17 protein-coding genes, 6 tRNA genes and 2 rRNA genes are annotated in these 17,237 nt (G+C 39.2%); 22 read left to right on the top strand and 3 right to left on the bottom strand.

What is annotated here, in order from left to right:
* The 5 genes from J5J05_RS03995 to J5J05_RS03975 form a co-directional block, all read left to right on the top strand.
* A 23S ribosomal RNA gene (locus J5J05_RS03995) occupies positions 1-1,363 on the top strand; the annotation flags it as partial.
* 109 nt (positions 1,364-1,472) lie between these two features.
* Positions 1,473-1,588 (top strand): 5S ribosomal RNA (gene rrf / locus J5J05_RS03990).
* A 34-nt stretch (positions 1,589-1,622) separates the two neighbouring features.
* Positions 1,623-1,695 (top strand) — tRNA-Asn (locus tag J5J05_RS03985).
* A gap of 21 nt (positions 1,696-1,716) precedes the next feature.
* Positions 1,717-1,789: transfer RNA gene (locus J5J05_RS03980), tRNA-Thr, on the top strand.
* A gap of 379 nt (positions 1,790-2,168) precedes the next feature.
* Positions 2,169-3,218 carry a lysylphosphatidylglycerol synthase transmembrane domain-containing protein gene (locus J5J05_RS03975; protein ID WP_208559375.1) on the top strand — a complete coding sequence of 350 codons (1,050 nt, stop codon included), beginning with the start codon at positions 2,169-2,171 and terminating at the stop codon, positions 3,216-3,218.
* A 136-nt stretch (positions 3,219-3,354) separates the two neighbouring features.
* On the opposite strand, the gene J5J05_RS03970 is transcribed toward J5J05_RS03975, so the two are convergent.
* The gene (locus J5J05_RS03970) at positions 3,355-3,987 is read right to left on the bottom strand and encodes an NAD(P)-dependent oxidoreductase (protein WP_208559374.1); all 633 of its coding nucleotides are present in this window, start codon (positions 3,985-3,987) and stop codon (positions 3,355-3,357) included.
* A 44-nt stretch (positions 3,988-4,031) separates the two neighbouring features.
* On the opposite strand from J5J05_RS03970, the gene J5J05_RS03965 reads away from it, so the two are divergent.
* On the top strand, positions 4,032-4,481 hold the full coding sequence (locus J5J05_RS03965) for an Rrf2 family transcriptional regulator (RefSeq protein ID WP_208559373.1): 450 nt from the start codon (positions 4,032-4,034) through the stop codon (positions 4,479-4,481).
* A gap of 20 nt (positions 4,482-4,501) precedes the next feature.
* On the opposite strand, the gene J5J05_RS03960 is transcribed toward J5J05_RS03965, so the two are convergent.
* A complete protein-coding gene (locus J5J05_RS03960) occupies positions 4,502-5,713 on the bottom strand; it encodes a cation:proton antiporter (protein ID WP_208559372.1) in 1,212 nt (403 codons plus the stop codon).
* A gap of 31 nt (positions 5,714-5,744) precedes the next feature.
* Positions 5,745-6,101 carry a hypothetical protein gene (locus J5J05_RS03955; protein WP_208559371.1) on the bottom strand — a complete coding sequence of 119 codons (357 nt, stop codon included), beginning with the start codon at positions 6,099-6,101 and terminating at the stop codon, positions 5,745-5,747.
* Positions 6,102-6,335: 234 nt separating this feature from the next.
* On the opposite strand from J5J05_RS03955, the gene J5J05_RS03950 reads away from it, so the two are divergent.
* The 16 genes from J5J05_RS03950 (at position 6,336) to J5J05_RS03875 (ending at position 17,097) form a co-directional block, all read left to right on the top strand.
* Positions 6,336-6,614, top strand: coding sequence for a GNAT family N-acetyltransferase (locus J5J05_RS03950; RefSeq protein WP_208559370.1), 279 nt, complete (start codon positions 6,336-6,338; stop codon positions 6,612-6,614).
* Positions 6,615-6,711: 97 nt separating this feature from the next.
* Positions 6,712-6,783, top strand: a tRNA-Glu gene (locus J5J05_RS03945).
* A gap of 36 nt (positions 6,784-6,819) precedes the next feature.
* Positions 6,820-6,892 (top strand) — tRNA-Thr (locus J5J05_RS03940).
* A gap of 29 nt (positions 6,893-6,921) precedes the next feature.
* Positions 6,922-7,002: transfer RNA gene (locus tag J5J05_RS03935), tRNA-Tyr, on the top strand.
* A gap of 9 nt (positions 7,003-7,011) precedes the next feature.
* Positions 7,012-7,084 (top strand) — tRNA-Gln (locus tag J5J05_RS03930).
* Between the two features lie 156 nt (positions 7,085-7,240).
* Entirely contained in the window at positions 7,241-8,101 is an 861-nt protein-coding gene (gene cdaA, locus J5J05_RS03925; protein WP_208559369.1) for a diadenylate cyclase CdaA, read from the top strand.
* Positions 8,098-9,105: a CdaR family protein gene (locus J5J05_RS03920; RefSeq protein WP_208559368.1), complete on the top strand. Its 1,008-nt coding sequence runs from the start codon at positions 8,098-8,100 to the stop codon at positions 9,103-9,105. The genes cdaA and J5J05_RS03920 overlap by 4 nt, the downstream gene beginning before the upstream one ends.
* A gap of 40 nt (positions 9,106-9,145) precedes the next feature.
* Positions 9,146-10,501, top strand: coding sequence for a phosphoglucosamine mutase (glmM, locus tag J5J05_RS03915; protein WP_208559367.1), 1,356 nt, complete (start codon positions 9,146-9,148; stop codon positions 10,499-10,501).
* Between the two features lie 153 nt (positions 10,502-10,654).
* Positions 10,655-11,551 carry a hypothetical protein gene (locus tag J5J05_RS03910; RefSeq protein WP_208559366.1) on the top strand — a complete coding sequence of 299 codons (897 nt, stop codon included), beginning with the start codon at positions 10,655-10,657 and terminating at the stop codon, positions 11,549-11,551.
* A gap of 79 nt (positions 11,552-11,630) precedes the next feature.
* Positions 11,631-12,134, top strand: a complete 504-nt coding sequence (locus J5J05_RS03905; protein WP_208559365.1) for a hypothetical protein — start codon at positions 11,631-11,633, stop codon at positions 12,132-12,134.
* Between the two features lie 80 nt (positions 12,135-12,214).
* Positions 12,215-12,907, top strand: coding sequence for a DUF975 family protein (locus tag J5J05_RS03900; RefSeq protein WP_208559364.1), 693 nt, complete (start codon positions 12,215-12,217; stop codon positions 12,905-12,907).
* Between the two features lie 367 nt (positions 12,908-13,274).
* Entirely contained in the window at positions 13,275-14,201 is a 927-nt protein-coding gene (locus tag J5J05_RS03895) for a PLP-dependent cysteine synthase family protein (RefSeq protein ID WP_208559363.1), read from the top strand.
* Positions 14,201-15,349 (top strand): bifunctional cystathionine gamma-lyase/homocysteine desulfhydrase, encoded by a 1,149-nt coding sequence (locus tag J5J05_RS03890; RefSeq protein ID WP_208559362.1) that lies wholly within the window; start codon positions 14,201-14,203, stop codon positions 15,347-15,349. Before J5J05_RS03895 ends, J5J05_RS03890 begins: the two co-directional genes overlap by 1 nt.
* Before the next feature lie 15 nt (positions 15,350-15,364).
* Entirely contained in the window at positions 15,365-15,895 is a 531-nt protein-coding gene (gene epsC, locus J5J05_RS03885; protein ID WP_208559361.1) for a serine O-acetyltransferase EpsC, read from the top strand.
* Between the two features lie 18 nt (positions 15,896-15,913).
* Positions 15,914-16,558 (top strand): class I SAM-dependent methyltransferase, encoded by a 645-nt coding sequence (locus tag J5J05_RS03880; RefSeq protein ID WP_208559360.1) that lies wholly within the window; start codon positions 15,914-15,916, stop codon positions 16,556-16,558.
* Between the two features lie 59 nt (positions 16,559-16,617).
* Positions 16,618-17,097, top strand: a complete 480-nt coding sequence (locus J5J05_RS03875; protein WP_208559359.1) for an S-ribosylhomocysteine lyase — start codon at positions 16,618-16,620, stop codon at positions 17,095-17,097.
* Positions 17,098-17,237: the final 140 nt, after the last annotated feature.

Genomic DNA, 17,237 nt, shown 5'->3' with positions numbered 1-17,237 from the left:
GGACAAGTTGTGATGGGGAGGGAAATGATAGTACCGAAGTATCTGATGTCACACTGTCAAGAAAAGCTTCTAGTTAGAAGTAGGCTGCCCGTACCGCAAACCGACACAGGTAGTCGAGGAGAGAATCCTAAGGTGATCGAGAGAACTCTCGTTAAGGAACTCGGCAAAATGACCCCGTAACTTCGGGAGAAGGGGTGCTGACCATCTGGTCAGCCGCAGTGAATAGGCCCAAGCGACTGTTTACCAAAAACACAGGTCTCTGCTAATTCGAAAGAAGATGTATAGGGGCTGACACCTGCCCGGTGCTGGAAGGTTAAGAGGAAGGGTTAGCTTCGGCGAAGCTCTGAATTGAAGCCCCAGTAAACGGCGGCCGTAACTATAACGGTCCTAAGGTAGCGAAATTCCTTGTCGGGTAAGTTCCGACCCGCACGAAAGGTGTAACGATTTGGGCACTGTCTCAACGAGAGACTCGGTGAAATTATAGTACCTGTGAAGATGCAGGTTACCCGCGACAGGACGGAAAGACCCCATGGAGCTTTACTGTAGTTTGATATTGAGTGTCTGTACAGCTTGTACAGGATAGGTAGGAGCCAATGAAGCCAGGACGCCAGTCTTGGTGGAGGCAATGGTGGGATACTACCCTCGCTGTATGGCCACTCTAACCCGCAACCGTAATCCGGTTGGGAGACAGTGTCAGATGGGCAGTTTGACTGGGGCGGTCGCCTCCTAAAAGGTAACGGAGGCGCCCAAAGGTTCCCTCAGAATGGTTGGAAATCATTCGCAGAGTGTAAAGGCAGAAGGGAGCTTGACTGCGAGACTTACAAGTCGAGCAGGGACGAAAGTCGGGCTTAGTGATCCGGTGGTTCCGTATGGAAGGGCCATCGCTCAACGGATAAAAGCTACCCTGGGGATAACAGGCTTATCTCCCCCAAGAGTTCACATCGACGGGGAGGTTTGGCACCTCGATGTCGGCTCGTCGCATCCTGGGGCTGTAGTCGGTCCCAAGGGTTGGGCTGTTCGCCCATTAAAGCGGCACGCGAGCTGGGTTCAGAACGTCGTGAGACAGTTCGGTCCCTATCCGTCGCGGGCGTTGGAAATTTGAGAAGAGCTATCCTTAGTACGAGAGGACCGGGATGGACACACCGCTGGTGTACCAGTTGTCTTGCCAAAGGCATCGCTGGGTAGCTATGTGTGGACGGGATAAACGCTGAAAGCATCTAAGCGTGAAGCCCCCTTCAAGATGAGATTTCCCATTCCTTTAAGGAAGTAAGATCCCTGAAAGATGATCAGGTAGATAGGCTGGAAGTGGAAGTACAGTGATGTATGGAGCGGACCAGTACTAATCGATCGAGGACTTAACCACAAAACGTGGCTTAAGAGTATGAAGGTGTTGAATCAAAACATGTTTGCGAACCATCAACTATCTAGTTTTCAGAGAACGGAGTTCTCTTATAAAAGAAAAAGAGTCATTGTGCGGTAATGATGGCGGGAAGGATCCACCTGTTCCCATTCCGAACACAGCCGTTAAGCTTCCCAGCGCCGAGGATAGTGAGGGGTTTCCCCTTGTGAAAGCAGGACGTTGCCGTGCAGTTCTTTTTTTTTATCTAATACCATTTTTTGATTCCGCAATAGCTCAGTTGGTAGAGCGCGCGACTGTTAATCGCGTTGTCGCAGGTTCGAGCCCTGCTTGCGGAGTTTTTATTTGCAAATAATCCAGCCGCTTTAGCTCAGTAGGTAGAGCGCATCCATGGTAAGGATGAGGTCGCCGGTTCGAATCCGGCAAGTGGCTTCGATAAACAACGTCTGCGGACGTTGTTTTTTTGTGTCTTTAATCTTCTTAAACGAAGAAATTATACTATTCATATCTGCTTTTTCAGTCTTTAGACCTATATCAACACCTCACAAAATTTGATATACTTAGCGTGAAGCTATATGGTCTACAATCATTTAAAAGTAGATATAGTGATAAAAGTATAGTATAAAAATAGAAGTGATGCATTTATTGTAAGTCATTGTTGATCAGCTAAATCGATAGGAGTAAGCGAGTTATGCTTTTCGATTACATACGGTCAACAATTAAAAAAGGTAATTTGTCTTGTGTCTTCACGGGTAGTGAAAAATAGAGACAATGATAGAAATGAATTGAAACGATTGGATGGTCCTTTATAATGAAATCAATCGGTATTGAAATCAAAAAAAATAAGTTAATTAATTTTGCAATCATTTTATGTATCAGTTTTGGTTATATTATTTTTCATTTTCGAGATTTAAATTTAAATGAGGCAGCAAAAAATCTAAGACAGATCGAAGTGAGTTGGCTTTTACTAGGTATGGGAATCATGTGCATTTATTGGTTCTTAGAAGCGCTCGTTTTATGTAAGATGTCCAATAAGACGCAGACAAGGCAATCATTGTGGAAATCAATTCAAATTACAATGATTGGTCAATTTTTTAATACAATTACACCTTTTTCAAGTGGTGGACAGCCTGCACAATTGTTTATGATGGTAAAAAATGGTATTTCTATAGGAGTAGGTAGCTCTGTCTTACTCATGAAGTTTATTGTTTTTCAGGCTATGCTTGTCTTTAGCTCTATTATTGTCTTGTTATTTGGTCATGAATATTTACAAAGCAATACCATTCCGCAGCTAAACACGCTTATTTTAGTAGGATTCGGGTTGAATACGCTCGTTATCATTACGCTTATTTCGATTGCTAAAAGTAAACGAGTCGCCTTTTTTATTGCACGGTCTATATTGAAACCTGTATCGTTTTTCATCAAACGAGAACGTTATTTGAAATGGAAAGAGAAACTTGATCAGAAACTTGTTTCTTTTCATGAAGAAAGTAATCGAATGAGCTTCGATCTAAAATTGTTATTTCAGTGTAGTGTACTGACACTAGTGCAATTATGGTTGTTTTTCAGTATTCCTTATTTCGTTATACATGGACTAGGTATTGCTAATATTAATTTCTTTCAAGTGATTGCTTTCCATGCATTCATTATGATGTTCTCTTCGCTTGTTCCAATACCTGGGGGGAGTGGTGGAGCAGAATATAGCTTCTCTCTTTTGTTCGGGCTTATATTACAACCAACTATACTGATTCTTTGTTTGATATTTTGGCGATTTATCACTTATTATAGTTGTATTATTTTTGGTTCATTTTTCCTATTCGTGGCCGGGAAAAAACAACGTAAAAAAAGTACGATCAGTTAACCACTTATAGGGTATAAAAACAGATAGTGAGAAACACCAAAGGTACAGACCGTTTGAAAATGTCTGTACCTTTGGTGTTTTTTTGGTTAGTATAAAACCGTTTATGCTAAAAGGTCTTTCAACTTGCTGGAGGAGATTATCGTTCGCCAACTACTGTAAAGCGCTCATTTAAGTGTTCTGCTGCTTCTATTTCATCTAATACAGCAATTGCATAGTCAGCGTAACTAATATAGCTATCGTCCGCTGAATTTGTCATTAGGTGGTCTTTACCTACTTTGTAAGAGCCCGTTCTGTTTCCATCAGGACTAAATTCAGCAGAAGGGCTAATAAAGGTCCATTGAATATCAGACGTTTGCTGTAGCTCTTCTAAATTGCGCCCTTGTCCTTTAGCAGTTGGTAAGAAGTTATCTGGGAAATCGGGTGTATCCATCACCTTTGTTTTCATATCTTTATCTACATATAAGCTACCTGCGCCACCGACAATGACTGCTCTAGTGTCGGAGCCTTTAAGTGCCTGAATAAGCGCGTGACCAGCATCTACGTGGGCTTGCTCTTCGCCGAGGGGTGCTCCAAATGCATTTACCACAACATCAAAAGGTTTTAAGTCATCTACGCTCAGATCATAGATACTACGTTCCAAAACAGCAACATCTTGTTTCAATTTTGAAGCATTTCTGACAATGGCTGTAACATCATGCCCTCGAGTGATCGCTTCTTTCAAAATCACTTGCCCAGCTTGCCCAGTCGCTGCAATAATACCAATCTTCATGTTATTTCTCCTCCTCTAGTTATACATGTAACTAATTTGAGTACATGCTGATTGTAGGAGATCAACATGCTTTTGTCAAAGATCGTTTACTTCAAGTTGTCATAGAAGAGAAAACAGTTATTTCGGGGTCTATATCAAGTAGTGTGAAATACAAATCCAGTGTCATTGGAAAGATTATTGGTACGCTGAGAAAAGCTGACTTGATTAAAATACATCATGGTGTAGCCGGTGTTCGATTGATGAGTGCACCTGAAGAAATCACTTTACTGGATATAGAAAACGCTATAGCAATTGAAGGTGAAAATAGCTTGTTTAGTAAACACCATCATTATAATTGTATTGTTAGTAAAAGTATTCAGGAAACGATTCAACCCATTTTTCAAAGCACGCAATTGGCAATGCAGCACAAACTAAAACCATTTAACTTAAAAGATTCCATAGAAAATATTTTTCCAATAGAGGAAATTAGACTTAAAAAAAATGACTGCCCTTAGTTAAAAGGACAGTCATTTTTTTAAAATTCTGGAACTTCTTTTACATTTGAAGGAATCGCACCGATTTCTCCAGTTTTACGTAAAACGATTTTAGTAATAACTGGTCCAGAGAACTCATATAGTAAAGTTGCGCTTAAGACAACAGTTCTAATTTGATCTGCGTATTCAGGTAAGATACCTGCTGAGATGGCAATCAAACCGATCCCAACGCCTGCTTGGGGTAGGAGCATAAATCCTAGATAATTCCTAACAACTTTAGGTGTATGCATCAACAAAGCACCTAAATAGGCACCGATAACTTTCCCTACAATACGGAAAATTGTGTACATGATACCAATTAGCCCGACGGTTGGGATAATATGAATATCTAACTGTGCACCTGCCAAAACAAAGAACATTAAGAAAATTGGAGGTGTGAAGCGATCAGAGAACTCTCCCATTTGAGGTGCATCGCTTGAAATGTTCGTTAGAACAGCACCAGTCATCATAGCAGAAAGCAATTCCGAAACACCTAAACCTACAGATATACTACTAGAAAGGAATACAAATGCAATTAACAATGTTAATTTTTGTCCAGAAGTTTTCGTATATTTCAGTGGATACTTCATTACGAAACCAACAAGTGCACCAACAGCGAGTGCGATAAACACACTTAAAATTGGTTGAAATATAGAAGCAAGTACATTTACGCTTTCACCAGTTGTATCAACGAGTAATTTGACAGCCGTTGAACAGAATCCGAAGAGAATCAGTGCGGTTGCATCATCTAGAGCAGCAACACTTTTCAACATTTCAGATACCGGCCCTTTAGCTCGATATTCTTTCATAACGAGCAAGATAGAGGTCGGAGCAGTAGCAGCGGCGATTGCGCCCATAATCAAAGCAAATGAAGGGTCTGTACCAATTAGGAATAGAGAACCGGCTACTAATACAGCAGCTAAAGTCGATTCCATCATTGCGATAATTAGTGGTGTTAGTCCAACTCTTCTTAAGTAGCTTGCTTTGAATGATAATCCGATAGTGAACGATATAAAGGCTAACGCGATTTCGGATATAATTTCCATATTTTCTATTGTTGTTTCGGGCATAATATTAAAAAACGAAGGGCCAATCAATAATCCTCCAAAAATATAACCTGTTACTGTTGGTAATTTGATTAGAGCGGCCAAACGACCGAACAAAGACCCTACTATTAACATTAGGGCCACATAAAACATCGTATTAAATTCCAATTTCTTCTCTCTTCCTTCCTAGCAAAGTATATTAATGAAAGCCTTCAGTGAATAAGGTTGGTATTGCGAACAATACTCCAGTATCGGGATCTGAAAGATCTCCAATGACTTCTTTAACAACTGTGCGTATCGTTTCAACTTGTGCTTCATCTACGATCGTAAAGATCATTTTGTTTTCTGAGTGATCAGAAGTAATGAATGGACGAAGTGTAGATAAAATACGAGTATGTTCGAGAGTAGAGAGTTGTTGTGCCATTCCAACAGAATTTAAAACAGTAGCAGAATCTATTCCGTTGTTTGTGAATTCTAAAAGCAATTCATCTAACAGTTCAGTTTTATTTAAAATCATGATGACTAAAATTTTGTGGTCTTTAGAAATTTCGGACATAAATGATGTCTCCTCCTTTGATGTATAACGATCTTTGGTTCACTAGCATTATTAGTTTACTCCTCTTTTTTTAGATGTCAAATAATTTATGAATGTTTTCAGAAAAATTCTAGCCTAAAGCGTTTTTTTTGAACATTCTGACACTTTTCAGTTTTTTCAAGGGACAGTAAAAGCATATATTCAATAACTGTGATAAATTAATGAGTAACAAACTTATTAATAGGAGGAATAAAAATGGACTTTACTAAAGGTGATAATCGACTCTACAAAGAAGAAAACGGGAAATTGTTAGCAGAAATCACATTTGTTCAGGGAAATGGAAATGTGATAGCGATTGATCATACATTCGTCGATCCCTCTTTAAGAGGTCAGGGCGTTGCGGAGCAACTGGTTGATGATGTAGTAAAAGATATGCAGGAACAAGGGAAAATGATTAAAGCAGTATGTCCTTATGTTGTAGAGTTATTTAAAAGAAAACCAGAAAAATATCAATCAATCAATGTAGATGCTTGATGTTAAAAAAAATTTTTTATTTTTTTAAGCATTCTGTTGACAAATGAGGTCTTTCATAATACAATATATCTTGTGCTCAAAAAGTACAAGATATAATGGCCCCTTGGTCAAGCGGTTAAGACACCGCCCTTTCACGGCGGTAACACGGGTTCGAATCCCGTAGGGGTCATTTAGAAATAGTTTTTGTTATGCTTGCTTTAAAGTAGCCGGCTTAGCTCAGTTGGTAGAGCAACTGAATCGTAATCAGTGGGTCGAGGGTTCAATTCCTTTAGCCGGCATAGTGATAGAACTTTTTTCTATATTTAACGGAGGGATAGCGAAGTGGCTAAACGCGGCGGACTGTAAATCCGCTCCTTCGGGTTCGTAGGTTCGAATCCTACTCCCTCCATTTTGTGATTGGGCTATAGCCAAGCGGTAAGGCAGCGGGTTTTGATCCCGTCATTCCCCAGGTTCGAATCCTGGTAGCCCAGTATTTTAAAAGTTAGTTAGCATAATTTGCTATCTAGCTTTTTTTTTGTATAAAATATACGAAGTTAATTGTGACAAATTTCGGCTAATTATACGAATAAAACGTGTAATTATGATATACTGATTTCGTGCATGTTTAGAATTAGGAGGTGACTTTCATGCCCTTTGAAGGATTAGCGGATTTTGACTGGTCACAGCTATGGACTTTAAGAGCAGCGATCAATGTTGTGGATATTATGATCGTAACGTTCTTTATCTATCAGTTGATCAAAATCGTCCGTGGAACACGAGCAATTGAGTTGCTCAAAGGAATTGGTGTAATATTATTACTTAAACTATTTAGTGCAGTGTTACAGTTGCATACGACGGAATTTATCGTCAATTTTGTTATTCAATGGTCAGCGCTTGCGTTAATCATTATTTTTCAACCAGAGTTAAGAAGAGGATTAGAACATCTAGGTAGAGGTTCTGTTTTTGGAAGAAAAAGAAAAAGTAATCCTAGTGAGGTCGTCGTCGAGGACTTGGCCCAAGCAATACAATATATGAGTAAGAGGCGTATTGGCGCGTTGATTTCTATTGAAATGGAAAGTGGCTTGGATGAATATATCAAAACAGGTATATCTATCGGTGCTGATATCTCATCGGAGTTACTAATCAATATTTTCATTCCCAATACACCATTACATGATGGAGCAGTAATCATCAAAAACTTTAAGGTGATGACAGCTGCCAGCTATTTACCGTTATCTGAAAGTCCTGCGATACCTAAAAAGTTAGGAACAAGACACAGAGCGGCTATTGGTTTATCAGAAGTAACAGATGCGATTACGCTTATCGTTTCAGAAGAAACAGGTGAGATCAGCATTGCACGTAGTGGAAATCTTATTACTGAAATGACAAGTAATGATGTCATTAATTATTTGAACAAAGAATTGGTAATGAGTGAGAAGGAAAAAGAGACACAAGGACCGATACAGAGAATAATAAACTCGGTGCGGAAAGGAGTGTCTGGTAAGTGAAATGGAATTTAGATAATAATTGGTTTACACGCTTTATTGCGTTATTTTTTGCGATTTTATTGTTTTCATTTGTTTACTATGAGGAAGCTTCCAGAAACTTATCAACAAATCCGACGGACGGTGCTAGCATAACGGGTAGCGATGTCATTACGAATATGCCAATCGATATCGATATCGATCGTGATCGATACTTTGTTTCAGGAATACCTGAAACGGCCACTATTCGTTTAGAAGGACCGCAAGCCATTTTGACCCAAACGCTAGCTGCACAGAATTTTAGTATAGTAACGCCTGATTTGAATGAATTAGGTCCTGGAACACATAATGTAAGCCTAGAAGCTACAGGAGTCAGTAATCAGTTGGATTATAGTATTAGTCCTTCAGAGTTTTCATTGACTATTGAGCAAAAACGAGTGGAAGAGCACGATGTTCGCGTTGAATTTAATGCTTCTTCACATCTATCTGAAGGCTATTCAGCAGGGGTACCAGTGTTATCTTCAGAAAAGGTACGTATTTCAGGAGCAGAGTCGACGATGGACGAAATTGCTGATGTTATGGTTGTTGTTGTACCAGAAGATAGTGATATAACGGAAGATATCGATATGACCATTAACGTCTTAGTGCTAAATGAAATAGGAGATCCTTTGAATGTAAATATCGATCCACAGCAAATTGATGTAACGATTCCAGTTGAAGGAACACAAAGAACCGTTCCAATCGTATTGAAAGAAGCTGGAACAGTAGATGAAAATTATAATTATACGCTTGAATTTGCTCAGGGAGAACCAGAGAACGTAACAGTTGCAGGGGAAACTGAGGCACTTGAAGCGTTGAAAAACTTTTCTGTAGATGTAGATGTATCAGGTATAACAGAGTCGACTGTACGGACTGTTCCACTAATATTACCCGAAGGAATCACAGAAGTTGATCCTCAGGAACTAGAAGTATTGATTCGAGTAACAACTGAAGAAGAAGGTACAGATACTGGAAATACTTCAGAATAAAATTCAACGTTTTGTGAATGAAAAAGGAGACTATTAAATTATGGGAAAATATTTTGGCACAGATGGTGTAAGAGGAATTGCTAATGCAGAATTAACACCAGAAATGGCATTTAAACTAGGTAGATATGGTGGTTATGTATTAGCGCAACATACAGAAGATAAAAGACCAAGAGTATTGGTTGGTAAAGATACACGTGTATCTGGACGTATGTTAGAATATGCATTAATAGCGGGCTTACTTTCTGTTGGGGCAGAGGTATTGAGATTAGGCGTGCTTACTACACCTGGCGTATCTTATTTAACACGTCAACAAGGTGCGACTGCTGGGATCATGATTTCAGCTTCTCATAACCCTGTTCAAGACAACGGAATCAAATTCTTCGGCGCAGACGGATTCAAACTATCTGACGTACAGGAGAATGAAATTGAAGAGCTGATTGATGCACCGGAAGATTCTTTACCACGTCCGAGTGCTGAAGGCTTAGGCACTTCAGAGGAATATAAAGAAGGTATGTTGAAGTACATCCAATTTTTAACACAAACGATTTCAGGAGACCTTTCAGGTATCCATGTTGCTTTGGATGGCGCTAATGGAGCAGCTAGTCCATTATTGAATCGCTTGTTTGCAGATTTAGATACCGATTTCGACGTTACAGGTGTTTCACCAGATGGTTTAAATATTAACGAAGGTGTTGGAAGTACACATCCTGAACATCTAGCTGAGTTTTTACTTGAAAAGGGTGCAGATGTAGGTCTATCATTCGATGGCGACGGAGACCGTTTGATTGCGGTTGATGAATTAGGAAACATTGTAGATGGTGACAAAATTCTTTATATCTGTGGTAAATATATGCATGATGAAGGACGTCTAAAGAAAAATACGATTGTCTCTACAGTCATGAGTAATATTGGCTTTTATAAAGCAATTGAACAACATGAGTTGGAATCTGTTAAAACAAAAGTTGGAGACCGTTATGTTGTAGAAGAAATGTTGAAAAATGGTTATAACCTTGGTGGGGAGCAATCAGGACACGTCGTATTCCTTGATTATCATACAACTGGGGATGGTCTACTTACAGGTATCCAATTATTGAACGTAATGAAGCAAACAGGTAAAAAATTATCTGAGTTAGCAGAAGAAGTCGTTACATTCCCTCAAAAACTCGTCAATATTCCTGTTACAGATAAACACAATGTAATGGAAAATGATGCAATCAAATCTGTTATCGAAGAAGTTGAAGCAGAAATGAATGGGAATGGTCGTGTACTCGTTCGTCCTAGTGGAACAGAATCGTTGTTACGTGTTATGGCTGAAGCAGAAACAGAAGAAGCAGTCGTAAACTATGTTGACCGTATTGCAGATGTTGTTCGATCTGAATTAGGAACCAACCAGTAAAAAAGATAAATAGTAAAATGAAGGGTTAGAGCATTTGCTCTAGCTCTTTTTATTTTTTGAACTTATTCCTAGAAATCCTTTTAAACAATCTAAACAATCGGTATAATAGAAATCAATTCAAAACAAAATATTTGAGAAAAGGAGTGCACAATAATGATAGAACTGATTCGTCTTTATTCAGCGTTGACGAGATTAGAAGAACGGATAAAACGCAATCAACGAGAATTAGAACAGTATGTGCAAGAGGAAGCAGATGCGCGGCAAGCTTATAAACCTTTTGAGTCATCCTCAGAGCCATCTGTCGGACATCGGTTCAAACAATTGATGATGAGTGTGATTGGTAGAGAAGAGCGATATGTAGAAGATAGGCAGCGTGATCGAGCTGAATCTAAGGCATATTTGCAAGCATGTATTGAAAAACACACACAAGCCCAGTCAGAGCAAGCGGCATTAGTGGACGAATACGACGAAATGTTGAGCCAATTACATAGATTGAAACTGGATTTAAGCAAGACAAGTGATACATATAAAGAAAAGGTAGTAGAGGCGTTCGGAGAACGACAAACCTGGCGAAAAGCATGCGAGGAGATTGATGAAGCTTTAAAAGCTGGAAAAAGGGTTTTAAGTTTATTAAACGAAGCATTGAATGCACTAGATTCTGCCAAGTCTTGGTCTACGGTAGATATGCTTGGTGGTGGGCTGTTTACAGACCTAGCTAAATATAATCATATTGATCATGCAGAAGAAATTATGAAAGACATAGAGATGGCATTACTTCGATATCGTAAAGAACTTAAGGATGTTCCATCTGATTGGAATAGTCAATATGAATATATCTCAGAAAGTCATCGATTAATGGATGTTCTTTTCGATAACATTTTTACCGATGTGAGTAATTATCAAAAAATTGCAGATAATCTAACAAGTCTGGAAAATCTTCAAGGGCAAGTAATCGATACTCAGAATAAACTGATGCAACTAAGAAGAGATACTGAAAAAGAGATTGAACGTTCTCTAGACTTATATGATGTAAACAAATATCAGTCTTAAGCATGATAGCTTTGTCCGAATCACTTTAGTAAAATAAAGAAAAGGTCAGGTGAGTAGAGCATGACAAAGGATGATAAGAATGATGGATAAAGAAACAGCGATGTTAATGGACATAATTAAAAACGGCAAACAAGACTGCCAGCTTACGGCGTTTATTCTACTACTAGAAAAAGCGGAGAATGAAGTGGAATGGTCTTATGATATTTGGGACTCATTGAGAGATTCTTTGACGTCGTCAGACAGTTATAAAAGAGCGGCGGCTAGTCAAATGTTAGCCTATTTATCAATTAGTGATCCCGATCAGAAAATTTTGCAAGATTTCCCTCATATCTGGAAGGAAACCTATCATTCGAATCAAGTTGTTGCGGAAAGCGTATTAGAGGCAACATGGAGAATCGGACTGGCAGGAGAAATACAAAGAGCTACGCTCTTACGTACTTATGAAGAAAGACTTTCAGAAGATCGATATCTGAAAAATAAAGATGCATGGGCGACGAAGATCATTATAAAGAATCTAGAACTACTTAGTGAACACGTGAAAGAAAAACCAATTCAAGTATTACTAAAGAAAGTCAGTGAGTAAAGGGCAGGGAACAGTACCAGTGAATAAGCAGCTGATTACTGTAAGTCCTCATTATCTGAATAGAAAGCAGGAGAAGGAATATGTTATCCGTAGGAGAAATAAAAAGGGAAGCTAGACAAACATTAAATGGAAGATGGAAAGAAGCGGCATTACTTAATGTTATTCCGGTAGTGATAACGATTTTAATTGTAGGTAGTGGATCATTTGCTTTTGGCTACTTTGGTACCAATATTTTTAACGGTGATTATATAAACGGTCTTACAGAAACGGATGGGACAGCAGCGGCTAATGCTCGAGAATGGTTATCAGACCTACTAACGATTGTTTTTGCGACAGGTGTCTCTTATACACTTTTAGATATGGTTAGAAATCCTAATTATGAGATTGTGCCTCTTAGAGATTCGTTACAGGTAATTAAAAAAGGATATACTCTACCGGTACTAGGTATGTTCATACTTCAGTGGTTATTCGTATCCCTTTGGGCAATATTATTTGTCATACCAGGTTTAATTAAAATATTTTCATATGCACTCACTTATTTTGTATACAAAGATGCAACAGAAAGCGGTCATTATCTTTCACCTTTGGATTGTATCACACGTAGTAGAGAATTGATGGATGGCAATAAAGGTAGATTGTTTTTACTTGAACTTAGCTTTATCGGCTGGCATTTGGTAGGAACATTTACACTAGGGTTAGGCTATTTGTTCATCACGCCATACTTGGCAGCTTCTAGAGCAATTTTCTATGAAGATCTTCTTCGCTCAAGATGATAAAAAGAAGTCGATCGAACAAGTTATCACAACTTGCTGATTGACTTCTTTTTAGTGCAATGATATGATTACTTCAAATTAATGGAAACACATTCATAATAAGAAAGGAATGGACTCATTGAGAAATCTATTTTTGAACATGAATAAAGGTTGCTGTTGTACATGTTGCACAGTTTATTCTTCATGCTCTCAAAAATATTTTATCGAAGTCGATGAGCCAATCCAGACGAAACCTTAATTTTAAAAACTTTGTTCTCAAACAGAGTGGGTGCCGTCTAACCGATTTTATAAAATAGTGAGCGCATGAGGCATAGCCTTGTGCGCTTTTTTAATGAACACGATCAATTAAATGAGGGAGTGCTGGAAAATGATCTACCGCAATATAAGCGATTTGATTGGAAAGACGCCGATGATTGAAATTACAGGGTATGACATACCAAATGGGTCAAGAATTCTTGCTAAACTAGAAATGTTTAACCCTGGCGGCAGTATCAAAGACCGTTTAGGTAAAAAATTAATAGAAGCGGCATTAGCGTCTGGAGAAATCAACCATGAAACTACGATTGTTGAACCAACAGCTGGAAATACCGGTATTGGATTAGCACTGGCTGCCTTAGCTCATGGTATGCCGACTTTGTTTGTAGTCCCTGAACAATTCAGTATAGAAAAACAGCAATTAATGAAAGCGTTGGGCGCAGAAATTGTCCATACACCAACAAAAAAAGGAATGAAAGGGGCAATCGAAAAGGCAAAAGAGATCAACCGAACACATCCAAACGCTTATCTACCATTACAGTTTGAAAATGAACGCAATCCTGAAACCTATTACGAAACACTCGGACCGGAGTTGCTGTCTGACTTGGATGGTGAGTATCCTGATTCGTTCGTAGCCGGGGCCGGAAGTGGTGGGACGTTCAGTGGGATTGCGAAGTATTTGAAAGAACAACAGTCTGACATCCGAACGGTTGTCGTCGAGCCGGAAGGTTCCATAATTGGTGGAGGAAAGCCAGGACCACACAAAACCGAAGGGATTGGTATGGAATTTATACCTGCTTTTATGAAGAAAGAATGGATCGATCAAGTTTATACTATTTCAGATGACGATGCTTTTTTCTTTACGGAAGCTTTAGCTAAGCGAAATGGGTTATTCGTAGGCAGCTCGAGTGGTGCAGCATTTGCAGCTGCCATTGAAGAAGCTAAGCGATTGCCCGCTGGCAGTACGATCGTAACGATTTTTCCAGATAGTAGTGAACGTTATTTATCAAAAAATATTTATAAGGGAGCACAATCATAATGAGAATGAGAACAACTTATATTCATGGTGGTATTAGTCATGACGAAGCAACAGGATCGGTCAACGTACCCATCCACCAAACGACTACCTATAAACAAGAAAAAGTCGGTGTGCATAAAGGATATGAATATTCACGAACTGGTAACCCAACGCGAGCTGCACTTGAAAAACTGATTGCGGATATGGAAGGCGGCGTTCGTGGTTTAGCTTTTGCATCTGGATCTGCCGGCACCCATACGATTTTCTCTTTATTTTCAAAAGGAGATCACATCATCGTTGGAGACGATGTTTATGGCGGAACGTATCGCTTAATGGACAAGATTTTAAAACGATTAGGGTTAACGTTTACGATCGTTGATACAAGTAAGATCGAATTAGTAGAAGAAGCTATACAAGAACAGACAAAAGCAATCTTTTTGGAAACACCGACGAATCCGTTGCTGAAAATAACAGATATCGCAGCGGTCGCAGCGATTGCTAAGAAACACAATCTTATCTCCATCGTGGATAATACATTTGCGACACCGTACAATCAAAAACCACTTGAACTAGGTGCTTCTATTGTTTTACACAGCGCTTCTAAATACCTTGGTGGGCACAGTGATGTCGTTGCTGGTTTAGTCACAACCAATGATGAAAAACTAGCAGAAGAACTAGCCTTTCTTCAAAATGCGATTGGTGGGATCCTTGGGCCTCAAGATAGCTGGATTATTCAAAGGGGTATTAAGACACTAGCGATTCGAATGGATGCACACGAAGCTAATGCTAAAAAAATCGTGCAGTATTTAGATGAACATCCACAAGTAGCAAAGGTATATTATCCAGGCCTTGCGTCTCACCCAGGTCATGAAATTGCTAAAAAACAGACAACAGGTTTCGGTGGAATGGTTTCATTTGAATTAGTTGAGGGACTCTCTGCGAAAACATTTGTTGAGAATTTATCATTGATTACACTGGCAGAAAGTTTAGGTGCTGTAGAAAGTCTGATTGAAATTCCTGCGCTGATGACACATGGCTCAATCCCAAAAGAAGAAAGACTGAAATCAGGTATTAAAGACGAATTGATTCGATTGTCTGTAGGCATTGAAGATGTAGCAGACTTAATGGAAGATTTAGATATGGGCTTTTCTCATGTTCAAAATCAGTAAGTAGAAGGAGCAGGTATGGAATCCTTTAAAGCATTGATTCAGACATATCAGAGGCAAGACCCAGCAGCTAGAACAAAATTGGAAATTTTTTTAACATATCCAGGTTTATGGGCAACCGTTTATTATAGAATGGCACATTTTTTGTACAAGAAGAATCTCAAGTTACTTGCTAGAATCATCTCAACCTTTGCCCGATTTTTGACTGGGATAGAAATTCATCCAGGAGCCATTATTGGGAACCGATTGTTTATTGACCATGGAATGGGAATCGTGATTGGTGAAACAGCAGAAATAGGCGACGATGTACGCATGTATCATGGTGTAACACTTGGTGGACGTGGAAACGAAACAGGTAAGCGACATCCGACTATTGGAGACGGTGTCTTGCTATCAGCATACGTGCAAGTCATTGGCAATATAACGATTGGTTCATATGCCAAAATCGGGGCGGGTGCTGTTGTTTTAAAAGATATACCACCTGGCGTCACAGCAGTCGGTATACCCGCTGAAATCGTTAAAACAAAAAAAGATAATGAAAAACGGTAAGACGAGAGGAAGAGCCGAATGGGTAGAGAATTTTTAGAGGTGTTTTCTGAATGGGCAGCAGACTATGATACTTTTGTAGAAGGACAGGACATTCAATATCAGGCCGTCTTTTTGAATTATGATCAGATATTAAATGAAATCGTCGCTAAAAGCGGAGATAGCGTGCTTGAATTTGGTATTGGCACAGGAAATTTAACACAGAAATTGTTAGATTCAGGGAAAATAGTATTTGCTGTGGAACCCTCTGAAGAGATGCGAGCAGTTGCATTGGAAAAACTTCCGGAAGGCTTTATGATTCATGATGGCGATATGCAAAAGTATCCTGTGCCAACGGAAACTATCGATACCATCGTCAGTTCTTACGTGTTTCATCACCTCACCGACAGGGAAAAAGCAGAAGTTCTCATGCAATACTACGACTTACTTCCGTCAGGTGGGAAAGTCATTTTTGCGGATACAGCTTTCATATCAGAGGCGGCGTACCAATTAAAGATTGAAGAAGCTTCTAATCTGGGGTATGCTGAACTGGTAGAGGATTTAAAAAGAGAATATTATCCAGTACTAGAAAAAGTACATGCTGCATTTGAGCAAGCGGGTTTTACAGCATTATCTTTTCAGCAGTTAAATGAATATGTTTGGATACTGCAGGGTACGAAAAAGTGAAGGAAAGACTATAATCGAAATAAACTTTAATCGAGCAGAAGAAAAAGGAGATCAATCTGATGACAGAAAAAAGAATGAACGTTGAAAGTTTTAATTTAGATCATAACAAGGTCATTGCACCTTACGTAAGAGTAGCAGACCGAAAAACTGGGGCTAATGGAGATGTAATCGTTAAGTACGATGTCCGTTTCTCCCAACCGAATAAAGAGCATATGGATATGATGGCTGTCCATTCACTAGAGCATTTAACTGCTGAACATATCCGCAATCACGCAGATTATGTTATTGATTTTGGGCCGATGGGCTGCCAGACAGGATTTTATTTGACTGTTATCAATCACGAAAATTATGATGAAATTTTAGATGTATTAAAACGTACGATGGAAGATATTTTAGAAGCTGACGAAGTACCGGCAAGTAACGAAAAACAATGTGGTTGGGCTGCACACCACACATTAGAAGGCGCACAAGAAGTTGCGCGCGAATTCTTGTCTAAACAAGATGAATGGTCTATTGTATTTGCAGAAGATGCAAAATAATGATTCAAACGAAGAGATGATCGCAATTAGATCATCTCTTTTTTCTATGTGCGCCCGGCATGGGCGACAACTTGGTGGTGAAAGTCCACTACAGGATTGGCAGTAGGAACTGTTAGCGAATGACAAGGGTGTCCGCCGTG

Origin of the sequence: Marinilactibacillus kalidii (assembly GCF_017599325.1) — a bacterium.
Taxonomy (GTDB): domain Bacteria; phylum Bacillota; class Bacilli; order Lactobacillales; family Carnobacteriaceae_A; genus Marinilactibacillus; species Marinilactibacillus kalidii.
This window is presented reverse-complemented; position numbering and strand designations above follow the sequence as displayed.